Consider the following 18,893-nt stretch of genomic DNA (forward strand, 5'->3'; position numbering starts at 1 on the left):
GATATCAGTCGATTATAGCCGGTATTTCAATTGTCATGCCATCATAAGCGGGCGCTATATGGGCCGGCGTCTGCCGCTCCACCGCCGCATAGTCCATGGGCGTGTGCATGTGGGTCAGAACGGCTCGCCGCGGTGCCAGCCGCGCCACCCATTCCAGCGCCTCGTCGAGCGAGAAATGGCTCGGGTGCGGCCGATATTGCAGGGCGTCGATCACCAGCAGGTCAAGATCCTGCAGGCGCTCCACCGCTTGCGGCGGAAACGCGCTGACGTCGGAACAATAGGCCATCGCCCCGACCCGGAATCCGAGCGAAGTCATGTCGCCGTGGATCTGCGGTATCGGCATGAAAGTGAGCCGTCCGCCGGAGCCTTCGATCTCGAATGCTGCGTCGTGGCCGATGATGTGCGGCGCAAGAATGGGCGGATAGTTGCTGCCCGCCGGCGTTTCGAAGCAATAAGCGAAGGCTTCCCTGAGCCGTTCCATGGTCGGGCGGTCGGCGTAGATGTCCATCAGCTTTTGCTGCGCGAGCACATAGCCGCGCAGATCGTCGATGCCGTGGATGTGATCGGCATGGGCGTGGGTGTAGACGACGGCGTCCAGGCCGCCGACCCCGGCATCGATCATCTGATCCCGAAAATCAGGACCGGTGTCGATGGCGACGCGCGTCGTTGCGCCGTTCTCGGCCACCCGCTCGACCATGGCCGCAGCCCGCCTGCGGCGGTTGCGCGGATTGGAGGGATCGCAGGCGCCCCAGTCGCCGGTGATGCGCGGCACGCCTGGCGACGAGCCGCAGCCCAATATGGTCAGCCGCAGCCGGTCGCCCATTCAGATGCCCTGCCCGGCTTTCGGCGGCACCTTGTCGAAGACACGCAGGAAGTTGGCCGTGGTCAACTCCGCCGTCTCTTCGGCGCCGAGCCCGATCGTTTCGGCGAGCACGGCCGCGGTATGGGCCACGAAAGAAGGCTCGTTGCGCCTTCCGCGATGCGGAACGGGGGCAAGATAGGGCGCGTCCGTTTCCACGAGCAGCCGGTCACGCGGCACCTGGCGCGCGATCTCGCGGAGCTCGTCGGATTTCTTGAACGTCAGGATGCCCGAAAAGGAGACGTAGCCGCCAAGCTCCACGCCCTTGCGCGCCAGCTCGGGACCGGACGAGAAACAGTGCAGGATGAAGGGGAAGGCCCCCTTCCCCGTTTCCTCCTCCAGGATGGCCGCGATGTCCGCATCGGCGTTCCGTGCGTGGATGACGAGCGGCAGCCGGGTCTCGCGCGCGGCCGCGATATGCGTGCGGAACCCGCTCGCCTGGAGGTCGCGCGGCGCCTTGTCGTAGTGATAGTCGAGCCCCGCCTCGCCGATGCCGACGACCTTGGGATGCCCGGCCAGCCGGATCAGCTCCTGGGCCGTCACATCCGTTTCCTCGCCGGCATTGTGTGGATGCGTGCCCACCGTGCAGAAGACGTTCTCGTAGGCCTCCGCTATCGCCAGTATGTCTGGAAACCGGCGCACGCGGGTCGAAATCGTGACCATGAGGCCCACTCCGGCCTCGCCCGCGCGGGCGATCACCGCGTCGCGCTCATCTGCGAAATCGGGGAAGTCGAGATGACAATGGCTGTCGACGAGCATTCAGGCCTCCGCTGCCCCGTCCTCCGCGACGTAGCGCGGGAAGACCGGCTGGGGCGGCGGCAGCGGCGCGCCCGGCTCCAGGGCCCCTTCCATGCCGATGTCGGTGAACTGCCGCTTTTCGGCAGGCACTGCCAGGAGGTCGAGCAGCTTGGCAGCCGACGCCGGGATGAACGGCTGGCACAGGATCGCGATCCGGCGGATGGCCTCGGCGGTGGTGTAGAGCACCGTTTCCATGCGGGCCGGGTCGGTCTTCTTGAGGGCCCAGGGCTCCTGCCCCGCGAAATAGCGGTTACTCTCGGCAACCACCTCGAAAACCGCCGCCAGCGCCGTGTGGATCGCCTGCCGCGCCATGGCCTGCCGCGCCGTCGCCAGCGCATCGAGCGCCTGCCGCAATATCTTTTCGTCCGCCTCCGCCGGCACGCCCCTCGCCGGCACCTGTCCGCCGCAATTCTTGGCGATCATCGAAAGCGAGCGCTGCGCCAGATTGCCCAGATCGTTGGCAAGATCCGCGTTGGTGCGATTGACGATGGCATCGTGGCTGTAGCTGCCGTCCTGGCCGAAGGGCACTTCGCGCAACAGGAAATAGCGCACCTGGTCGAGCCCGTAATGCTCCACCAGCGCGAACGGGTCGATCACGTTGCCGACCGACTTCGACATCTTCTCCCCGCGATTGAACAGGAAGCCGTGACCGAAAATGCGCTTCGGCAGGTCGATGCCCGCCGACATCAGGAAGGCCGGCCAATAGATCGAATGGAAGCGGGTGATGTCCTTGCCGATAATGTGCGCATCCGCAGGCCAGTAACGCCATTTCTCAGATTTTTCATCAGGATAACCGGCTGCGGTGATGTAATTCGTCAGCGCGTCGACCCACACATACATGACATGTTTTTCGTCTCCGGGAACCGGTACGCCCCAGTCGAACGTGGTGCGGGAGATGGAAAGATCCCGCAAGCCCTGCCTGACGAAACTCACGATCTCGTTGCGCCGCTCGGCCGGGCCTATGAAGTCGGGACTGGTCTCGTAGAGCGCCAGCAGCTTGTCCTGATAGGCCGAGAGCTTGAAGAAATAGCTCTCCTCCTCGACCCACTCGACGGGGGTTCCTTGCGGTCCGTAGCGCACCCCCTCCTCACCGACACGCGTTTCTTCCTCGCCGTAATAGGCTTCGTCGCGCACGGAGTACCAGCCGGAATAGCTGCCGAGATAGATGTCGCCCCTAGCCGCCATGGCTTTCCAGATCGCCTGCGAGGCAATGTGGTGGCGCTCCTCCGTGGTGCGGATGAAATCGTCATTGGAGGCGTTCAGCGCTTGCGCCATGCGCTGGAATTTGGGCGTGTTCCGATCGGCCAGTTCCCTGGCCGATATTCCTTCCTTGCGCGCCGTCTGCAGCATCTTGATGCCATGCTCGTCGGTGCCGGTGAGAAAGAGCACGTCCTTGCCGTCGCAGCGCTGGAACCGGGCCAGCGCGTCGGTGGCAATGAGCTCGTAGGCATGGCCGATATGCGGGCTGCCGTTCGGATAGGAAATCGCCGTCGTGATATAGAATTTTTCGCGCGCCATGGAGCAGAATATCCGGATCGTCCGAGGGTGGGTCTTCAAGTCACAGCCAGATAGCGCATCGCGCCGCCGATTGCCATGCGTTCATGCGCTTTGGCTGTGAAGCCCGCCAAGCGTCCGGTGCAGCCGCCCGAGCATGCCGAGGATATGCTGCTTGCGGTCGAGATTGTATGTCTCGGCATCCTCTATCGCCCGCGCCAGTCCCTCCCATTCGGCTGCCAGTCTTTCACCGGTCTGGATGTCGCCATCGCGGGCGGCTTGGGCGGCCGTGTCGGAAAGGAGATCGAGGCAGGCGCGGTTGAGAATATCGAACTGCACCTGCCGGTCGCGTCCGGTGGCGGCCTCCGCCAGCCGATGGGCTTCGGCGACGTTGAAGCGGCGGCCGCTTAAGAGGCGATCCAGCACCTGCGTCAGCTCCAGCCCGCCGAACTGCGTCAGAAGGACCGCGTTGCGGGCGCTCCCACGCGACCGCTCGATGAGCAGATGACGCAGTCCCGCCTCGTCGGGCATGTCCGCGCCCAGCCTGCCGAGCAGGTCTTCCAGCTCCGGAGCTTGAAGCGGCTGCAGCTTGACGACCTGACAGCGCGAGCGGATCGTCGGCAGTAGGCGCCCGAGCGAGTGCGCGATCAGGATGAACAGCGTCCTGGCCGGCGGCTCCTCGAGGCTCTTCAGCAGCGCATTGGCCGCGCTGACATTCATGTCGTCGGCAGGGTCGACGAGCACAACGCGATAGCCGCCGTCCGGCGGCGTCAGCGAGAGAAACCTGCTGACGCGCCTGATCTCGTCGACCGTGATGACGGTCTTGAACTTCTTGTCGCGCTCCACGAAGGGCCGCGTGAGATGCAGGAGGCCGGAATGGGCGCCCTGCGCCGCCTGACGGAAAGCTTGCGAGGCCGGATCCGGCGGCGCCATTTCGCCGGGCGCCTTTCCGGGATCAGGATGGGCGAAGATGTGCTGGGCGAAGTGAAAGGCGAGCGTTGCCTTGCCGATCCCGGGGGGGCCGGCGAAAAGCAGCGCGTGGTGAAGCCTGCCCGACCGATAGGCACCAGCCAGCGCGCTGCGGGCTTCGCCGTGGCCGGCGAGAAAGGGGTTCTCGCCCGGTTCGGGAATATCGGGCAGCGTGTCATGCTGTTCGGGCGCCATCCGCTCAAACATGACTTGCGTCCTTTTCCCGGTGGCTGTCCATGGCGCGCCGCACGATCTCCAGGACCTGTCCGGCGATTTCCTCGGGCGGCAGGGACGCGTCCACGACGACGCAGCGCCCGGGTTCCCGGCGCGCGATGTCGAGAAAGGCCTCGCGGCGGCGGCGGTGCATGTCGACGGTTTCCTTCTCGAAGCGGTCGGCGCTCTCATCGCCCCTGCGGGCGACGGCGCGGCGCAGGCCCTCCTGCGGGTCGATGTCGAGGATGATGGTCACGTCGGGCACGACACCATTGACCGTGACCCGCTCGAGGGCAGCCATGAAGTCGCTGTCGAGCCCGCCCGTCACGCCCTGATAGACGCGCGACGAATCGAAGAACCGGTCGCACAGGACGACGGCGCCCCGGTCCAGCGCCGGGCGGATGACCTGTTCCACATGGTCGGAGCGGGCGGCCGCGAACAGGACGGCCTCCATCGTGGGTCCGAGCGGTTCTGCGGCGCCGGACAGGAGCACATGGCGCACCGCCTCGGCGCCCGGCGAGCCGCCTGGCTCCCGCGTCGTCACCACCTCATGGCCTTCGGCGGAGAGCGCTTCGGCCAACAGCCGTATCTGCGTCGACTTGCCGGCACCCTCGCCGCCTTCGAACGATATGAAAAATCCCCGTGCCAATCCGCTGATCCAGTCCTTGTGCGATTGCCGGGCGATTCCGCCTGACCTTGTGTTCATGCCACCTACTTAGTGGCCCGGCTGGTTCAGGTCCATTCTTTCAACGCAAGCGCCGCTCGGCCGCACGGCCGGAGCGAAACAGGCGATAACGGGTATCGACGGAGGCGGGTTCAGCGCATCCAGCCCACCAGCAACTCGGCGACCGCGTCCAGCGCCCGCTCGTGGAGCTTGCCCCGGTCGATGGATTCGGCGGTGTAAAGGGGCGTCTCCTGGCTGAGCGTTTCATCGAACCATATCTGCAGCCGGGCGACCTCCTCGCCTTCCTGCACCGGCGCCTTGATGGGCCCCTGATAGACGATGCGCGCGCTCATGCGTTCGGGTTCGGTGGTCGGCACGAGTATGGAGAGCGCCCCTTTGGCGCGGAGCCTGACCGTGCCCCTGGCTCCGCCATAGACGCTTGCCTCGCCGACGATGTCGCCTTCCGCGAACACTTCACGCTTCTCAAAGGCGCGCATGCCCCAGTCGAGCATCTTGCGCGCCTCCTCCGCCCGCTCGGTCTCGCTTTCCATGCCGCCCAGCGTCGCGAAAAGCCGGCGCCCGTCCCGCTCCACCGAGGCGACGATGGCGTAACCTGATTCTTCCGTGAACCCCGTTTTCAGCCCGTCGGCGCCGATGTCCATGGGCAGAAGCGGGTTGCGATTGCGCTGGCGAATGCCGTTCCACTCGAAGTCCGGCTGCGCGAAATAGCCGTAGTACCGGGGATATTCGCGCCAGATATGCAGGGCCAGCTGGGTCATCTCGCGGGCGGTGACGGCCTGCCCGGCAGCCGGCAGGCCCGTCGAATTGACGAATGTCGAGGTGTCGAGGCCGAGGGTTCTGGCCCGCTCCGTCATCAGGCGCGCGAAGTTTTCCTCCGAGCCTGCCATGCCTTCGGCGATGACGATGCAGCCATCATTGGCCGACTGCACGATGACGCCCTGGACGAGCGCTTCCAGCGGAACCGAGGACTTGACCTCCGCGAACATGGTTGACGTGCCCGACACCGCGCCGCCCGTCCGCCAGGCGTTCTCGCTCACATAGAACGTTTCGTCAGGCGACAGCCTGCCGGACTTGAGTGCGTTGAAAACCACTTCAACGGTCATCAGCTTGGCAAGCGAGGCTGGCGGGAAGGGCTCGTCCGGGTTCTTCGAGAAAAGAACCGTTCCGGTTTCGGCCTCGATCATGAAAGCCCGGCTGGCCTTGGTTTCGAACATCTGTGCGTGAACCGGCCCGACAAGCACCAGGGCCAGGAACGACAGCCAGATCGCGATTGAAAACGCCCCGCGCAGCACCCCGAATTCCTCTAAACGTCGCGGACGGGCGGCAGCACCCGAGATCCGCACAACCGCGGAAGATCAAAAGGCAGAACACTTCCCTGCACGCTTGGCCTGCACGCCCGGACGCACGCGCGATGCTCCGACCCGAACTCCGCCTGAAAGAGGTTATATCGGCAGACGGCAGGCCCGCAACACTCTTGCGTTCGCAGGAGGATGTCAGTTGCGTACGGCGAAGGCATCCGGCGCACCGGCCTGCCAGGCCGCGCGCAGCATCGCGTCGAGATCGCCCGCGCCTGACGGGACGAGAGCCAGCGAATAGGCGGCGTCGCCCTCCCCGCCGGTCCTGTTGACATGGAGCGTCCCAAGACCCGCCAGACTGTCCTCGATGCGGGCCACATCCGCCTTCGTGGTCCATACGCCGAGATTGATATAGGGCCCTGACGGTTCTGCCGTTCCCGGCTGCTTGACGATTTCGTCGAACACGCCGGCAGCGGCGCTCACGCGCTGATCCGCATAGGAAAGCAGGGCAACGTCCGTGCCCTGAAACGGTCCGGCGTTGGGGCGGTCGGGCACCAGCGGCCCCACCTGCGGCAGCAGGTTGGCGCCGCTTGCCGCGCCGGCGGCTCCTGCAGCCATCGCCGGCTGGCTTGCGAAGGCGGCCGCGGCCACATTCACCTGTTGCGTCGGCGTGGGCCCGTTCATGGCGATCATGACGCCGGAGGGCAGCCCGTCCGAGAACGGATCGGCCCCTGCCCCGCCCGGACGGTAGGACGCCATGAGGAACTGGTCGTCCCTGCCCTCGATCGGCGCCGGCCCGACATATTCCACCTTGACCTTGGCAACGCCGGAGCTGGTGTAGTCGAGCAGCTCCGCCGCGCGCTTGGACAGATCGATGATGCGATTGCCGTGGAACGGGCCGCGATCGTTGACCCGCACGATCAGCGAGCTGTCATTGTCGAGATTGGTGACCCGCACATAGCTGGGCAGCGGCATGGTCGGATGCGCGGCCGTCAGATTGGTCATGTCGTAGATTTCGCCATTGGCGGTGAGCCGGCCGTGAAAGGCATCGCCATACCAGGAGGCGGCGCCCACTTTCACGTAATCGGGGTCTTCCTTGGGATAATACCATTTGCCGCGGATCTGATAGGGCTTGCCCACCTGGTAGCGGCCCCCGCCGCGCGGCAGGTTCGAAGCCGCCGCGGTTACCCGCGGACTGGCCTTCACGCCATATTTGGATTCTGCGAAATATTCCTTGCTGGCGCCCTTCCCTACCTTCGACTTGGGCTCCGGGCTGGCGCAGCCGGAAACGACCAGGGGAACAGCGAGAATGAGAGGCAGGGCAAGCCCGAAGCCGACACCGTTCAACCGCTTCATTGTCCCCATCTTATGCAGTTCCCCCAGGAATTCTTTTTGAAACAGAGACCCGGGAACCGCAACCGGTTCCCGGAAAGCACGTGCATGATTCAAACACTTGCAGGACCGGCCCGCGATCACAAAGACGCATCCTGCCGCACAGGCGGCGCCATTCCCGAAAACCAGCCGGACAACGCGGCGCCTGCCCCTCGACCACGCTCACCAATGTGCATGAAAACATTAGCACGAGATGAATCCTATGTCGGACAAGTGAGGCGAAAATGTGCAGACGCGCGCCTTTCGCCACAATTCCCGTTTCCCAACCCGCCAAGCTTGAAAAACCCGCGCCGCGCGCATAGAGGAAAGCGCAGGAGGGATGGCCGAGCGGTTTAAGGCACCGGTCTTGAAATTCGCTTACGGCTGTCCCTACCCTTCCCCAATCTTCCTGTCATGTCCTGGTTTTTCAACGTTTTGCATGAAAATCTTCCCGTTCTGTCACATCTGGTTTTCTTTTGTGCTACCGAATTGGGTAGCAAAATGGTAGCAGGCCGTTCTGGTGATGTTCACGCGACCTGGATGCGACATAGGAAGGGGCGCACAGCATGGGAAATCTGGTGGCGGGCGATGACGGCCTGCCGGCCGAAGAGGTCGGGAAGTGGGCAAAGGATAAGATATCGTCGCTTTGCCGTTATGTCTCAATTTCGCGCGGCGTGCGGGCCAAGTGGATCGGGGCCAATAAAGCCGGCGCCACTTACATTGATCTGTTCTGCGGGCCTGGCAGGGCAAAGATTAGGCGCACAGGCGAGTTCATCGAAGGCGGCTGTGTCGCCGCGTGGAATGAGAGTGTGCGGGCGAAGACGCCGTTCAGTTCCGTCTTTATCGCTGATGCAGATCTCCAACGGCTTGGATACGCTGCGGAACGGTTGCATCGGCTCAACGCTCCCGTCGAGACCTTTCATGGAGATGCCGTCAGCACTGCAAAGGCAATCCGTGCGAAGTTGCATCCATATGGACTGCACTTTGCCTTTATCGATCCGTACAATCTCGGCGCATTCGATTTCTCTGTTGTCGAGACACTGTCGAAGCGTAAGCGCATAGACATGCTGGTCCACATCAGCAAGATGGACCTGCAGCGCAACACATGGCTGAACGTTCAGGCCCAGGCATCGGCTTTCGACCGCTTCGTTCCTGGCTGGCGATCTGAAGTCGATCTTAATCAGCCGTTCACAGCCATCCGCCGCGCCGTTTTCGATCTCTGGAAAACAAAGGTTGAGGACCTCGGGATGGCAGCATCAACCGATATGCAGTTGATCACTGGAAGTCGAGGACAGCACCTTTACTGGCTGACTCTGGCCGCGCGGCATGAACTCGCCCTCGCATTCTGGAAGGCTGCGACCGATAGCGGCCAAGGCCAGCTGTTCTAGATCGCCGCCGGCATCTCGTCATAAGTGCGGCCGTTGAGCAGCCGACCCGCTGCCTTCTTGTTCTTCCCTCCCCACTGCTTGAAGAAGAAAGACGTTCCTGTACGCCGGCATGTCCGTTCGATCTCGTCAACCCACGACGGGTCCATGTACCGTGCCTGTGGACCGCTTTCGCCTCCGACGATCGCCCAGTGAATGTCAGTGAGATCTGCCCCCGCGACAGATCCGATCAGCGGCTCGAACGATATAAACCGAATGATTGCGGGTACATTTCGCAGTTCGTCGATGCGATGCAGAACTCGGCTATCCTCAACGCTCGTGCCAAGCCAGACATTCGGCAGCTTCGGAAGGTCAGGTACGATCTCTACCATGCGGTCGGGCCGCTTTGTCAGTATCTGATAAGTATGGCGCGGCGTGGCTTCCATCACCTTCCATACATCAGCGATGAAGTCGGGTGGCACGTCGGCGTGGAATAGATCGGACATAGAGTTGACGAATACCCGCCTCGGCTTCGACCATGTCGCCGGCGTCGATAGAGACTTCCGATCAAGAAAGATCTTCCCGGTCCACTTGGCGCGGCCGCCGCTTTTGCGTGTGAGGCCCTGGTATTTCTCGGTCCCCATCGCTTCGAGCCGCGCAGCCATCCGCATCGCATAGCAATTGGTGCAGCCGGCGGTCAGAACCGTGCAGCCAGCCACCGGATTCCATGTCGCATCTGTCCATTCAATCGATGTATCTGCCATAGGAAGATTCTCCTTCACATTCATGGTTAATATGTGGTGGTGAACATCAGGTAAAGCTGATCCAGAGCCTGGCGCGCTTGCGAGGCGCGGACTTTTGTCGGCTCCTGCTTCGCCTCGATGCATTCGTCGAGAGTGCGGCGGGTTATGCCCGGATCGGCAATCTCTGCGTCCCGGATCAAGCGCGCTTCATGGACATCTTTGTGGGTCAGGCCAATGTCGGCGACGGTAGTAAAACCTTCTGCCTTGGAAGGTTTACCCTGCCCTGCCACGTCCCCCTCTCCTGCGCCGCCTTGTCCGGCATCGCCGCATTTGTCGTTCTCCATGGATTTGCCCGCAATCCACAGGGTGTCTACGTTGCACAGCGCATCGGGAGCGGCGAACGTGCTCCGATGAAGCAAGACCGAGCCATCGACAATATCGCGGATGACGATCCCATGACGCTGGATGAAGCTTGCCAGTTGGTCTTCCGGGGCGCGATAAAGCCTGCAACGCTTCGAGCCGAGGCTGCGAGGGGAAATCTAGTGATCGAGCGCATCGGCCGCCGGGATTTCGTCACTCGATCCGGCTTGAGGGAGATGAGGGAAAGGTGCCGGGTCCGGCAGGGGCAGCCCTCGTCGGCGTCAACAAGAACGCCGGGCTATGGGTCTCCCGACCCAGATCGGGCAAAGGCGGCACTGGCTGCCGCTTTGAGGGTTGCTCAGGAATTGAAGAAGCGTACGGGGCCTGGATCGAAAAGAAGATGAACCAGGTATTCACGCCGAGAACGCTTGCCGAGCGCTGGCAATGTTCTGAGCGTCACGTCCGAAACATGATCGACCGCGGCGAACTGTCAGCCTTTCGCCTAGGCAAGCTGCTGCGCATTCGCGGGGAGACTGTCGAGGCGTTCGAAACTGTCGGCGTGAAGGCGACCGACGAACGGCCGGCGCCGCGGCACAGATGACTAGGCGCGCCGCCCGCATAACTCATGATGAGGTACGCCGTCTGATAAAGGCTGTGCTGTCCGCAGGGCTCCCGATTGAGCGGGTTTGTTTCGACGGCGAACGTGTCGAGGTATTCACGAGCGAGGCTAAGTCGATATGCCATGAGAACGACCGGGCCGAGTTTGAGACCCTCCAGGAATATCTCTGCTGGAGAGATCGAAATATCGGGTTGATCCGAGAGCCAAAGGCGTGACCCGCCGCCTTGCAGTTTCCCAGCATCAGATCACTGCGATCTGCAAAGGTGCGGCGAAAGCTGGTTTCGTTGCCGAGATTGAAGTGACCGGCGTGAAGGTGTTGTTGAGACCCGCGACCGAAGATGAGTTGCGAAAGTCTGATGTGGCGGAAGACGATATCCGCCTCTAGACCAGTTCAGTGTTGGGCACCAGGTCGTACTCCTGAAAGCCATCGGTTGCGCTCACCATTCCCTTGCGCCACGATGCGTATGGGTAGGAGGGCAACATGCAGATGAAAGTCAATCTTGGGCAAGCATTGATGGCAATGGGTGTTGCCATACTCACGCATCCGGCCGTGGCTGCAGACGCAGGTTGGGGCGTCCAGTTCCATTACGACGCCTTTGAAGATCAGATCTACCCGATGGGTGCCATGGGAGAGCTTAAAGAGCAGACAAGCATTGATCGCGCCAATCTGTTTCTTGCATGCAAGGACGGAACCGTCGGTGTGATTTTCCAACCGACGCGCTTCAGTTTCGATTCAGGGGGTGTGACGGCTCGGTTTCGAGCTGCTGAGGGCGTGCAAGAATTTCGCTTCGATGCCGTCGAATTTCCTGCGTTCGGAAAACATCGCGCCATTCATGGGCCAGATGCACAGAAGTTCCTGGAGATCTTTGCCACATCAAATGCGCCAGTCGCTTTCCAGACCGATGACATCCAGGGCAATTTCCCAGTAGCCGGATTCGCCGAAGTGCGGGCAATAATGCAGGAACACTGTAACCGGCTGCAGTCCAATTGAAGCGACGGGCCTATCGGGGATGGGCGGCGAATAAGTGGATTGGGATCCCGGTGGGTTAGGGAGGGGAACTGTGAGCATCATCAAAGCATTATTTCGAACCGTTGTCGGGATCACTTTCGGCATAGCGAGCATGCTGGCCCTCACGCCGGCCTTTGCGGCGTTTCTGGACCGCGAAACGAACACGCCCTCGCCACTCATCTGGCTGGTCGTGCTGCTGAGCGCGGTATTGGGTTTCTTCGCTCCGACGATCAGGCGGGCGTTCGGGCGCGGCTTCCTCTTGCTGGGTCTGTGCGTCCTTGCCCTGCCCATCTCGATGATGATGTTGTCCGGCCGCGTATCGAGCGACATGATGGCCGGAGCGCAGGAAGGAACCGAAGTCGGAACGGCCATCGGCTCAGGAATAGCCAGCCTCGCCATGACCGGCGTATCAGCCTTTATCGGCTTCTTCCTCGGATCGATCCTCGTCATCGTCGGACTTGTGTTGGCGCTGGGCGGAAGACGCGAAGTGATCCTTCGCGAGAGATGATCTGGCGCCAGCCTGTCCTGGCCGGCGCCATTTCGTCAGTGTCACGTGCCGACCTTATGCCTTCGCCTTTCGGCGGGCGCATTCCGCAACGACATAGAAGGGTGGGACATCTGAGGCCCAGGTCAGTTCGGCTTCCTGGTCGTGCTGCTTTTCAATTGGATCGGGCTCGAAATCGGAATCGTCATCGACATCGTCGAGCAGATCGATCAGGCGTTCGATGGCGTCTTCTAGTTGTCGGCGACTGGTCTTCATTCTTCACTCCACTCGACATGGATCTTACCGCCGAGTTCGAGGATGCCTCTGACGATCAGGTCATAGCGGATCGCCCTGCGCCGGCCTCTCCAACTCTTCTGTGTGAAGTAAGATTTGCCTCGGGTGTACTGGTCGAGGTCCACCATGTTGATGTTTTGTCGGCGGCACTCTGCGCGCAGTTCATCGAGCAACGGAATACCCGTCGGCTTGTAGGGTGATCTGGGTCGCTGAACCCCAATTCGACGAGCCATGGTGGCGAGCGACCGCTCAGGTCGCGTGGGAAACGCGGCAGCGAGTTCCGCACGCGGTGCCGTCTTGTACATCCTGCGAAGTTTCGACTGTTCTGCAGCAGTCCAGGCAGGGAGTTTCCGTTGGATGCCCAACTCTCTGCAGCGACTGCGAATAGAGTTGTAGGAGCGCCCCGGAAGGGACTTTTGGAGAGCGGCGTAGTCGGGATATAGTGAGCGGCACAGCTCGTCTTCTGCCTGCGTCCAGAGCAGATAGCCCTGGCAGGTGGTTCCTCTCCGTCGAATACGCGCACGCATTCGTTGTGCCGTTACCGCGTATTTGGTGGCGTCAGTCAGGTACATCTGCGTCCCTTTCATAGGCTGATGCCCGCCCGCGACCCGAAGGATCAGCGCGCCAACGGCTCGCCGCAAATCCGGTCGCCCGACTTCACCGATAACCTCACTTTTCCGGTGGATGTTTTGTGGAATGATCACGGCTCGATCTGAGGAGTCGGGCAAAACATCGGGAATTTTCGAAGGAAAGGCAAAACGTGATCGGATTGGTCAGCGATGCTGTCTTGACCGGCATTCAGGCCACCCAACCAGAACGAAAAAAGAACAAACGCTAGACTCCGCGATTTGGATCTGGATAGGATAAGCTTCCTATGGAGGCTTCAATGACTGTCCGCGCAGACCATCCCCTGAACACCGCACATGACATCGCCGATCCCTACGAGCCTGCGGCCGACGAGATCATCGAGGCCTGCGGCGGCGATGCACGCGAGGCGGTCAAGGCGCTGTTGGGCGCTAACGAATACCTGGAAGGCCGTGTGCGGGTCCTGGAGGCTTCCGTGAGTTGGGGCTACGTGCGCGCCAGCGTCCAAGCATCGCAGCGGAAGCGCCAGTCGTGAGGCGCAAGGGTGAGCTGTCGCCGGCAAGAGTCGACCGGGAGTATCCGCACCAGGTTGCCATAGAGACATCGGCGCTGCGTGGTGCAGATGGCTATCTGCACGCCGCGTTTCCTTCGCTCGCACCAAGAACCCGCTTCGTCATAGATGAACGAGATCGAGAGTACACCATATTGTGCTTTGCCGATCCGGCCGAAGCTGAAACATTCAGACAGCGGGCTCGTGGCTACATGTTCGATCGGCGGGACATGCAGAACCGCCACGTCTGGCGGCGCCCCAAGGAATAGGGTGTCGAGATTCTGCCGCCACATGCTAACGCGATCGAAAGAATCGCCACCACAATCTGGAAGACAGCGGCGGAGAGAAGCAGATGCGACAGGCGGATGTCAGTCATCGTGCCGTTGGATTGCGATTGAAGCAACGGCGCATGATGCAGGATATAACCCAGAAGGAGCTCGCCCGTGCCGCGGGCATAAGCTACCAGCAGATCCAGAAATACGAGAGGGGGGAAAACGGCATCAGCGCCAGCAGGCTTTCCCTGTTTGCGGAGGTGCTGGGCGTAGCGCCTTCATACTTCCTTGGCGGAGCGGAAATTGTCGGGCTGACGCATTCTGAAAGCCGGCAACCGGACCTTTTGCTAATGCGTGAACTCATCGAGTTGAACAAGCTCTTTCCGCTGATTCCGGATGAGGCGATGCGTCGGGCACTAATTCAGGTGATCGAATTGGCAGCACGCGCCGAGACATGATGGCAGTCATCCGCGTTTCGGATTAATCTGCAACCATGTGCAATCTTTATAACCTCAGCTCGGCCCAGAGAGAGATCATCGCGTTCACGCGCGCCCTGCGCGACCTGTCCGGCAACCTGGAGCCATCGATACAGGTCTATCCGGATCAGCTGGCGCCGATCGTGCGCAATGCGCCGGGCGGCGAGCGCGAGCTGGTCCGCGTCCGGTGGGGCCTGCCATCGTCCAGCCAGGCCATATTCAACGCAGCGAAGAAGCGGGCCGACAAGTTCCGGGCGAAGGGCAAGGAAGTCGACTTCGACGAGCTGCTCAAGATGGAGCCTGATCGCGGCACGACGAATGTCCGCAACACGGACAGCAGGCATTGGAAGCGGTGGTTCGGCATGGAAAACCGATGCGTCGTTCCCTTCACCAGCTTCGCCGAGCCCGATCCGGCGAACGCAAATGGCGGTCCGATTCCCAATGCCTGGTTCGCGCTGGGCGAGGATCGGCCCCTCGCCTTCTTTGCCGGCCTGTGGGTGCCCGAATGGACGGGCGTCCGCAAGGTCAAGGAAGGCAGGATCACGACCGACCTTTACGGCTTTCTCACCTGCGAGCCCAACGGCATCGTTGCACCGATCCATCCGAAGGCGATGCCGGTGATCCTCGCCACGGAAGAGGAAGTCGACACATGGCTTGCCGCTCCATGGGAAGAAGCGAAGGCGCTCCAGCGGCCGTTGCCGGATGACAAGCTGACCCTGGTGACAGCGCCACCGGTCCCGCAGGGCGGATGATCGTTCCTCCCCGCCGTTCCGACGACTACCCCGATCGCGACAGCGATTGCCAAAGCGCGCTCGAGGCGGAGTTCCAGAGCATCATGAGCCGCGCCACCGCCGCAGGATGGGCCGAAGGCGAGGTCGAGTTCGCACTGCTCTGCCTCGCGATTTCGGAAATCCGCCGGCGCCAGTGCAACGAGGAGACGGACGAGGCCATCAGGCGGGCCCTCCGAAACGTCGAAGGGCATTGAAACGAAAAAGCCCCGCCGACCAATCAGCGCCAGCGGGGCTCGTCAATTTTCTCAACCAGATTTGAGGCGAGATCAGTTCGGCGGCGCCCTGGAACTTGATTGCGCCTGCTCGATCCGTTGCACGATCTCCCGCGTCACCCGGATATCCGACGCCAGTGAATTGATCGCCGCTTCCACGGTGCGCATCGCGTCGGCCGCCTCGCTTGCCCGGCGCTCGACATTGGTGATCCTCAATTCGTGATTGTCGAGCTGGCGAGCGACCGCTTCGATAGCCGTCAGGCGCCTGTCCAGCCGATCGATATCGGCCGCGTTGGCGATCTGGCCCGAATTCACCCTCTCCCATGTCGCCCCCCATGCGGCGATGCCGGCGGCGAATCCCAGGAGAATGACGACCGTATTCAGGTTCCACGTCCACTGCCATTGTGGCGTCCGCATCGGCTTTTCCTCGCTCTGTCCCGCCAAATTCCCCGCTCCTGTCTCAGTTCCGGCTTTCGCTGCCATGCCTGGCGCATTCCGATGGCGTCCATATCGATGCGCCGCAGACACCGGCCACAGTCTCGTCGATCTTTCTCTGGTCGTCCGGAGTCTCGCCCTGCGCTCCTATGAGCGACGTGCCGACAACCTTGCGCAGGCCGTCAGTCGTCACAGGTGCCGGTTTCGAAGCTGTACAGCCCGCCACCATCAACGCAGCGACGATAGCGAGCGCGCCAGTCCTCTGCCGCTTTCCCAGCATCTTCGTTCTCCTGATTGAGTTTTGCCATGAATGCCGCCTGCTCGGCCGTGCGGCCGGCCTGATAGGCGCTGTGATGCGACCACGCCAGCCCACCCAACACGGCCAGCACCGCGCCAATGCGCAGCCATGCGCCAATGCCGAGCCCGAGCATCAGAAGAAACTCCCGACCAGATCCGCCACCAGGCGGACGATGGCGCCGGCGTCGTCGATCGTGAGGCCTCCGACGATCACACCCGCTGCAGTGACGGCGGCGATCGCCACGCCCCACACGCTCTTGCGCCGCCACAGCGGCACGGTTTCATTGCTCATGGCCAGCTCCCGAAGATCAGAGATCCTATTGCGAGGATGAAAAACAGCGGCGCGCCGATGAAACTGATGATGATCAGGACGCCGAGTGGCGATGCCGCCGGAATCGGTGGCGGTGCCAGATCGAACACAGCCACGAAGGCGAGGAGGCACAGCAGTGCCATGCCGAAGAGTTCAAGCGCCATCATGCCGGAACATCCCCCTCATCGGTTTGGCGGCTCTTCCACCAGCCGTAGAGGCCGTAGATGGCGAGCCCGGTGCCGATCAGTCCCGAGGCCGTCAGCAGGCCGTTCGCGACCATCTGCGCCGTTTCGAACTCGAGGCCGAACAGGTTGTAGGCAAGCTCGGCCACCTGGTCGCGCACGGCCACGACAACGGCCACCGGGCCGAAGCCCTTTGCGGCGTCCCGCACCTCGGGAACCTCGGTCGCCGGCAGATCGCCCGGCCGCTCCTCCGGCGTCACCTTCAGGGCTTCGAGCGCGCGCATCGTCTGCGGCCCGGCCACACCATCGACCTGAAGCCCGTTCGCGCGCTGGAACGCCCTCACGGCCTGCTTGGTGGCCGTCCCGTAGTCACCGTCGATCTTGACCGCGTGCCCGGCGCGCACGAGAAGGGCCTGGAGCTCGCGCACGCGGGCGCCCTTGGACCCCATGCGCAGCATGCCGGAGGCGGCCGAGACCGGCGAGCGGCCAGAGATCCGCGCGTAAGCCTTCGCCATCTTCTTGTGATAGCCGTAGCGGGCGAACTGCGGTCCGTTGTAGCCGCGGGCAAAGGCGGTGAAATCCTTGCGCTGCAATTCGTCGAGAAGGCCGAACTTGACGATGTATTTCACCATCAGCTCGATCTGCCCGAGGGCAGAGCGCCGGGCTTCCTCCACCAGATCGGCAACGCTGGCATAGCCGAGCCGCTGCCAGTGAGCGCCCATCACCTGCCCGACGCCATAGGAGGCGCTTTCGAATGCCGCTTGCGCATCGATCCTGGCGGCACGCTTCAGCATATCCCAGCGGGCGGCCTGGCTCCGCGGGTTCTTCACCCGCCCCGCCTTCGGATGCGCCAGCCCAAGCCGCCGCGCCTCGGCGCGCTTGGCGCCCGTCAGACGCCGGTCGAAGTAGTGCCCCTCGAAGCGGATCAATGGCTCAAGCCGGTTGCCCACCTGGGCGAAAACCTTGCCGGCGCTCTCGACCTCGATCACGGCCAGAAGCGCGGCCGCGTCGACCTTCATGCGCGCGGCAATGCGCTCGACCGCGCGAACGGTCGCTTCATCGAACATGGGGATGTCCTTTCGGTTTAGACTGGAAGTGGCGCGGAAACTCTTTCGCGCGGCGTCAGCGCGGGAGGCTCGCCCGGGAACCATGCCGGATCGCACGGCGTTTCAAGAGAGATGGGCTAGGATAGTACTGCGTTCCCTTCCTAGCATCAGACCATCGCGGCCGGCCCGGATCCATCCCCCTGGGTCGGCCAATTTGTTGCCTGTCAATCGCCAGATCTGGCCATAGACACCGACCGCCGCCGCCGGCGATCTTCCCAATCATAAGGAGCATACGCCATGGCGGTTGAGATCAAAGTCCTCGCTGAAGACGAGACCGGAGCATGGGTGACTGTGTCGGACGCGGAGGTGCCGTACAGTTTCATTGCATTCGCACGGCCAGGGCAAATTCCTGATCGGTCGGATGAGGTGGACATAGAGGTCTTTCTTGCTACACCGCCGCTCAATCGGCTGCACCTGCGGGCGCAGAGTGTCGTTCTTGAGAGGCTTGGGATTGCTGCGAAGGAAAACGGCCGCTGAACAGCACTGATTGGATTGCAAATCTCTACAGACGGCCGATAGTAGACGTCAGTGCTCTTTCACGTCGTCAGATGAGAACATCATGCTTGAAGATCTCTCCGAAACGGAATTGGCCTCCTGGCTGGAGGGCTATGCCCGCGACATTGCCGATCTAGGCGGCGACAAGGAAGCGGCCGCACGGTTGAAGCAGGCAGCAAGGCTGGTCCGTGAAACCTCACCGGCCGACACCAAACCGTTTCCGTATGTCGTCATAGCAGGCGGCAGAACGGGCTAGCCGATTTACCCAGACACCAGACAGAGCTACGATTCAGGCCACGCAAACGCCGGCAGCTCCGCAACGAAGTCCCCGATCGTCGGCACGCTCCGCTCTCCGGCCTGCACCTTGGCAAGCTCGGCCGTGGCATAGGTCCACACGGCCGACCTCCACGCAAATAGCGCATCGGCCTCGGCATCAAAGACAGGGTTCGGATCGCCGCGATAGCCGATAGCGGTGTGGATGTTGTCGTACTGCCGCTCGCGGGCTTTGGCGTCGAGGTGCGTCTGGATGGCGGCAGAGAAATCCGCGGCGGTCGGCGTGCGCGGCTGATAGGCCCCCGCCGCATCGTCGCCATTCTCTGATCGCCACGCCAACACGCCGCCGTTA

The 18,893-nt window shown here is 62.4% G+C and carries 28 protein-coding genes and 1 pseudogene; 12 read left to right on the forward strand and 17 right to left on the reverse strand.

Annotated features, from left to right (window positions below):
* Positions 1-4 precede the first annotated feature (4 nt).
* From NTH_RS19735 to NTH_RS19765, 7 genes are all read right to left on the reverse strand, one after another.
* Entirely contained in the window at positions 5-823 is an 819-nt protein-coding gene (locus tag NTH_RS19735) for an MBL fold metallo-hydrolase (protein WP_338531613.1), read from the reverse strand.
* Positions 824-1,618: a TatD family hydrolase gene (locus NTH_RS19740; protein ID WP_338531614.1), complete on the reverse strand. Its 795-nt coding sequence runs from the start codon at positions 1,616-1,618 to the stop codon at positions 824-826.
* Complete coding sequence (gene metG / locus NTH_RS19745; RefSeq protein WP_338531615.1) at positions 1,619-3,175, reverse strand: methionine--tRNA ligase; 1,557 nt, start codon at positions 3,173-3,175, stop codon at positions 1,619-1,621.
* A gap of 81 nt (positions 3,176-3,256) precedes the next feature.
* Complete coding sequence (locus tag NTH_RS19750; RefSeq protein ID WP_338531616.1) at positions 3,257-4,327, reverse strand: DNA polymerase III subunit delta'; 1,071 nt, start codon at positions 4,325-4,327, stop codon at positions 3,257-3,259.
* Complete coding sequence (tmk, locus tag NTH_RS19755) at positions 4,320-4,982, reverse strand: dTMP kinase (RefSeq protein WP_338531969.1); 663 nt, start codon at positions 4,980-4,982, stop codon at positions 4,320-4,322. The genes NTH_RS19750 and tmk overlap by 8 nt, the downstream gene beginning before the upstream one ends.
* Positions 4,983-5,149: 167 nt before the next feature.
* The gene (locus NTH_RS19760; protein WP_338531970.1) at positions 5,150-6,232 is read right to left on the reverse strand and encodes a D-alanyl-D-alanine carboxypeptidase family protein; all 1,083 of its coding nucleotides are present in this window, start codon (positions 6,230-6,232) and stop codon (positions 5,150-5,152) included.
* Between the two features lie 279 nt (positions 6,233-6,511).
* Positions 6,512-7,669 (reverse strand): septal ring lytic transglycosylase RlpA family protein, encoded by a 1,158-nt coding sequence (locus tag NTH_RS19765; RefSeq protein ID WP_338531617.1) that lies wholly within the window; start codon positions 7,667-7,669, stop codon positions 6,512-6,514.
* Positions 7,670-8,250: 581 nt separating this feature from the next.
* Here NTH_RS19765 and NTH_RS19770 point away from each other — a divergent pair.
* Positions 8,251-9,072, forward strand: a complete 822-nt coding sequence (locus NTH_RS19770) for a three-Cys-motif partner protein TcmP (RefSeq protein WP_338531618.1) — start codon at positions 8,251-8,253, stop codon at positions 9,070-9,072.
* Here the strand turns inward: NTH_RS19770 and NTH_RS19775 are convergent.
* Positions 9,069-9,812, reverse strand: coding sequence for a DUF5131 family protein (locus tag NTH_RS19775; RefSeq protein WP_338531619.1), 744 nt, complete (start codon positions 9,810-9,812; stop codon positions 9,069-9,071). The two genes, NTH_RS19770 and NTH_RS19775, sit on opposite strands and share 4 nt — an antisense overlap.
* Before the next feature lie 26 nt (positions 9,813-9,838).
* The gene (locus NTH_RS19780; RefSeq protein WP_338531620.1) at positions 9,839-10,135 is read right to left on the reverse strand and encodes a hypothetical protein; all 297 of its coding nucleotides are present in this window, start codon (positions 10,133-10,135) and stop codon (positions 9,839-9,841) included.
* A 416-nt stretch (positions 10,136-10,551) separates the two neighbouring features.
* Here NTH_RS19780 and NTH_RS19785 point away from each other — a divergent pair, with 416 nt between their 5' ends.
* The 4 genes from NTH_RS19785 (at position 10,552) to NTH_RS19800 (ending at position 12,287) form a co-directional block, all read left to right on the forward strand.
* Complete coding sequence (locus NTH_RS19785) at positions 10,552-10,752, forward strand: helix-turn-helix domain-containing protein (RefSeq protein ID WP_338531621.1); 201 nt, start codon at positions 10,552-10,554, stop codon at positions 10,750-10,752.
* A gap of 229 nt (positions 10,753-10,981) precedes the next feature.
* Complete coding sequence (locus tag NTH_RS19790) at positions 10,982-11,155, forward strand: hypothetical protein (RefSeq protein ID WP_338531622.1); 174 nt, start codon at positions 10,982-10,984, stop codon at positions 11,153-11,155.
* A 96-nt stretch (positions 11,156-11,251) separates the two neighbouring features.
* On the forward strand, positions 11,252-11,761 hold the full coding sequence (locus NTH_RS19795) for a hypothetical protein (protein ID WP_338531623.1): 510 nt from the start codon (positions 11,252-11,254) through the stop codon (positions 11,759-11,761).
* Positions 11,762-11,795: 34 nt separating this feature from the next.
* Positions 11,796-12,287: a hypothetical protein gene (locus NTH_RS19800; protein WP_338531624.1), complete on the forward strand. Its 492-nt coding sequence runs from the start codon at positions 11,796-11,798 to the stop codon at positions 12,285-12,287.
* A 54-nt stretch (positions 12,288-12,341) separates the two neighbouring features.
* On the opposite strand, the gene NTH_RS19805 is transcribed toward NTH_RS19800, so the two are convergent.
* Together NTH_RS19805 and NTH_RS19810 are read right to left on the reverse strand one after the other, a co-directional pair.
* Positions 12,342-12,539, reverse strand: coding sequence for a hypothetical protein (locus NTH_RS19805; protein WP_338531625.1), 198 nt, complete (start codon positions 12,537-12,539; stop codon positions 12,342-12,344).
* Positions 12,536-13,261, reverse strand: a complete 726-nt coding sequence (locus NTH_RS19810; RefSeq protein ID WP_338531626.1) for a hypothetical protein — start codon at positions 13,259-13,261, stop codon at positions 12,536-12,538. Before NTH_RS19810 ends, NTH_RS19805 begins: the two co-directional genes overlap by 4 nt.
* Positions 13,262-13,443: 182 nt before the next feature.
* On the opposite strand from NTH_RS19810, the gene NTH_RS19815 reads away from it, so the two are divergent.
* From NTH_RS19815 to NTH_RS19835, 5 genes are all read left to right on the forward strand, one after another.
* On the forward strand, positions 13,444-13,677 hold the full coding sequence (locus NTH_RS19815; protein ID WP_338531627.1) for a hypothetical protein: 234 nt from the start codon (positions 13,444-13,446) through the stop codon (positions 13,675-13,677).
* Positions 13,674-13,961 carry a hypothetical protein gene (locus NTH_RS19820; protein WP_338531628.1) on the forward strand — a complete coding sequence of 96 codons (288 nt, stop codon included), beginning with the start codon at positions 13,674-13,676 and terminating at the stop codon, positions 13,959-13,961. Before NTH_RS19815 ends, NTH_RS19820 begins: the two co-directional genes overlap by 4 nt.
* Positions 13,962-14,044: 83 nt before the next feature.
* On the forward strand, positions 14,045-14,422 hold the full coding sequence (locus tag NTH_RS19825) for a helix-turn-helix domain-containing protein (RefSeq protein ID WP_338531629.1): 378 nt from the start codon (positions 14,045-14,047) through the stop codon (positions 14,420-14,422).
* Between the two features lie 35 nt (positions 14,423-14,457).
* Entirely contained in the window at positions 14,458-15,192 is a 735-nt protein-coding gene (locus NTH_RS19830; RefSeq protein WP_338531630.1) for an SOS response-associated peptidase, read from the forward strand.
* The gene (locus NTH_RS19835; protein ID WP_338531631.1) at positions 15,189-15,425 is read left to right on the forward strand and encodes a hypothetical protein; all 237 of its coding nucleotides are present in this window, start codon (positions 15,189-15,191) and stop codon (positions 15,423-15,425) included. Before NTH_RS19830 ends, NTH_RS19835 begins: the two co-directional genes overlap by 4 nt.
* Positions 15,426-15,497: 72 nt before the next feature.
* Here the strand turns inward: NTH_RS19835 and NTH_RS19840 are convergent, their stop codons facing one another.
* From NTH_RS19840 to NTH_RS19865, 5 genes are all read right to left on the reverse strand, one after another.
* Complete coding sequence (locus NTH_RS19840; protein ID WP_338531632.1) at positions 15,498-15,860, reverse strand: hypothetical protein; 363 nt, start codon at positions 15,858-15,860, stop codon at positions 15,498-15,500.
* A 200-nt stretch (positions 15,861-16,060) separates the two neighbouring features.
* Positions 16,061-16,309 carry a hypothetical protein gene (locus tag NTH_RS19850; protein ID WP_338531634.1) on the reverse strand — a complete coding sequence of 83 codons (249 nt, stop codon included), beginning with the start codon at positions 16,307-16,309 and terminating at the stop codon, positions 16,061-16,063.
* Positions 16,309-16,467, reverse strand: a complete 159-nt coding sequence (locus NTH_RS19855) for a hypothetical protein (protein WP_338531635.1) — start codon at positions 16,465-16,467, stop codon at positions 16,309-16,311. The genes NTH_RS19850 and NTH_RS19855 overlap by 1 nt, the downstream gene beginning before the upstream one ends.
* Positions 16,464-16,652, reverse strand: coding sequence for a hypothetical protein (locus tag NTH_RS19860; RefSeq protein ID WP_338531636.1), 189 nt, complete (start codon positions 16,650-16,652; stop codon positions 16,464-16,466). Before NTH_RS19860 ends, NTH_RS19855 begins: the two co-directional genes overlap by 4 nt.
* Positions 16,649-17,734, reverse strand: coding sequence for an N-acetylmuramidase domain-containing protein (locus NTH_RS19865; protein WP_338531637.1), 1,086 nt, complete (start codon positions 17,732-17,734; stop codon positions 16,649-16,651). Before NTH_RS19865 ends, NTH_RS19860 begins: the two co-directional genes overlap by 4 nt.
* A gap of 276 nt (positions 17,735-18,010) precedes the next feature.
* On the opposite strand from NTH_RS19865, the gene NTH_RS19870 reads away from it, so the two are divergent.
* Together NTH_RS19870 and NTH_RS19875 are read left to right on the forward strand one after the other, a co-directional pair.
* A complete protein-coding gene (locus tag NTH_RS19870) occupies positions 18,011-18,250 on the forward strand; it encodes a hypothetical protein (RefSeq protein ID WP_338531638.1) in 240 nt (79 codons plus the stop codon).
* An 82-nt stretch (positions 18,251-18,332) separates the two neighbouring features.
* On the forward strand, positions 18,333-18,524 hold the full coding sequence (locus NTH_RS19875) for a hypothetical protein (protein ID WP_338531639.1): 192 nt from the start codon (positions 18,333-18,335) through the stop codon (positions 18,522-18,524).
* 26 nt (positions 18,525-18,550) lie between these two features.
* Here NTH_RS19875 and NTH_RS19880 read toward each other — a convergent pair.
* A pseudogene (locus NTH_RS19880) lies at positions 18,551-18,814 on the reverse strand (hypothetical protein); the annotation flags it as partial.
* Positions 18,815-18,893: the final 79 nt, after the last annotated feature.

Source organism: Nitratireductor thuwali (assembly GCF_036621415.1).
GTDB classification, from domain to species: domain Bacteria; phylum Pseudomonadota; class Alphaproteobacteria; order Rhizobiales; family Rhizobiaceae; genus Chelativorans; species Chelativorans thuwali.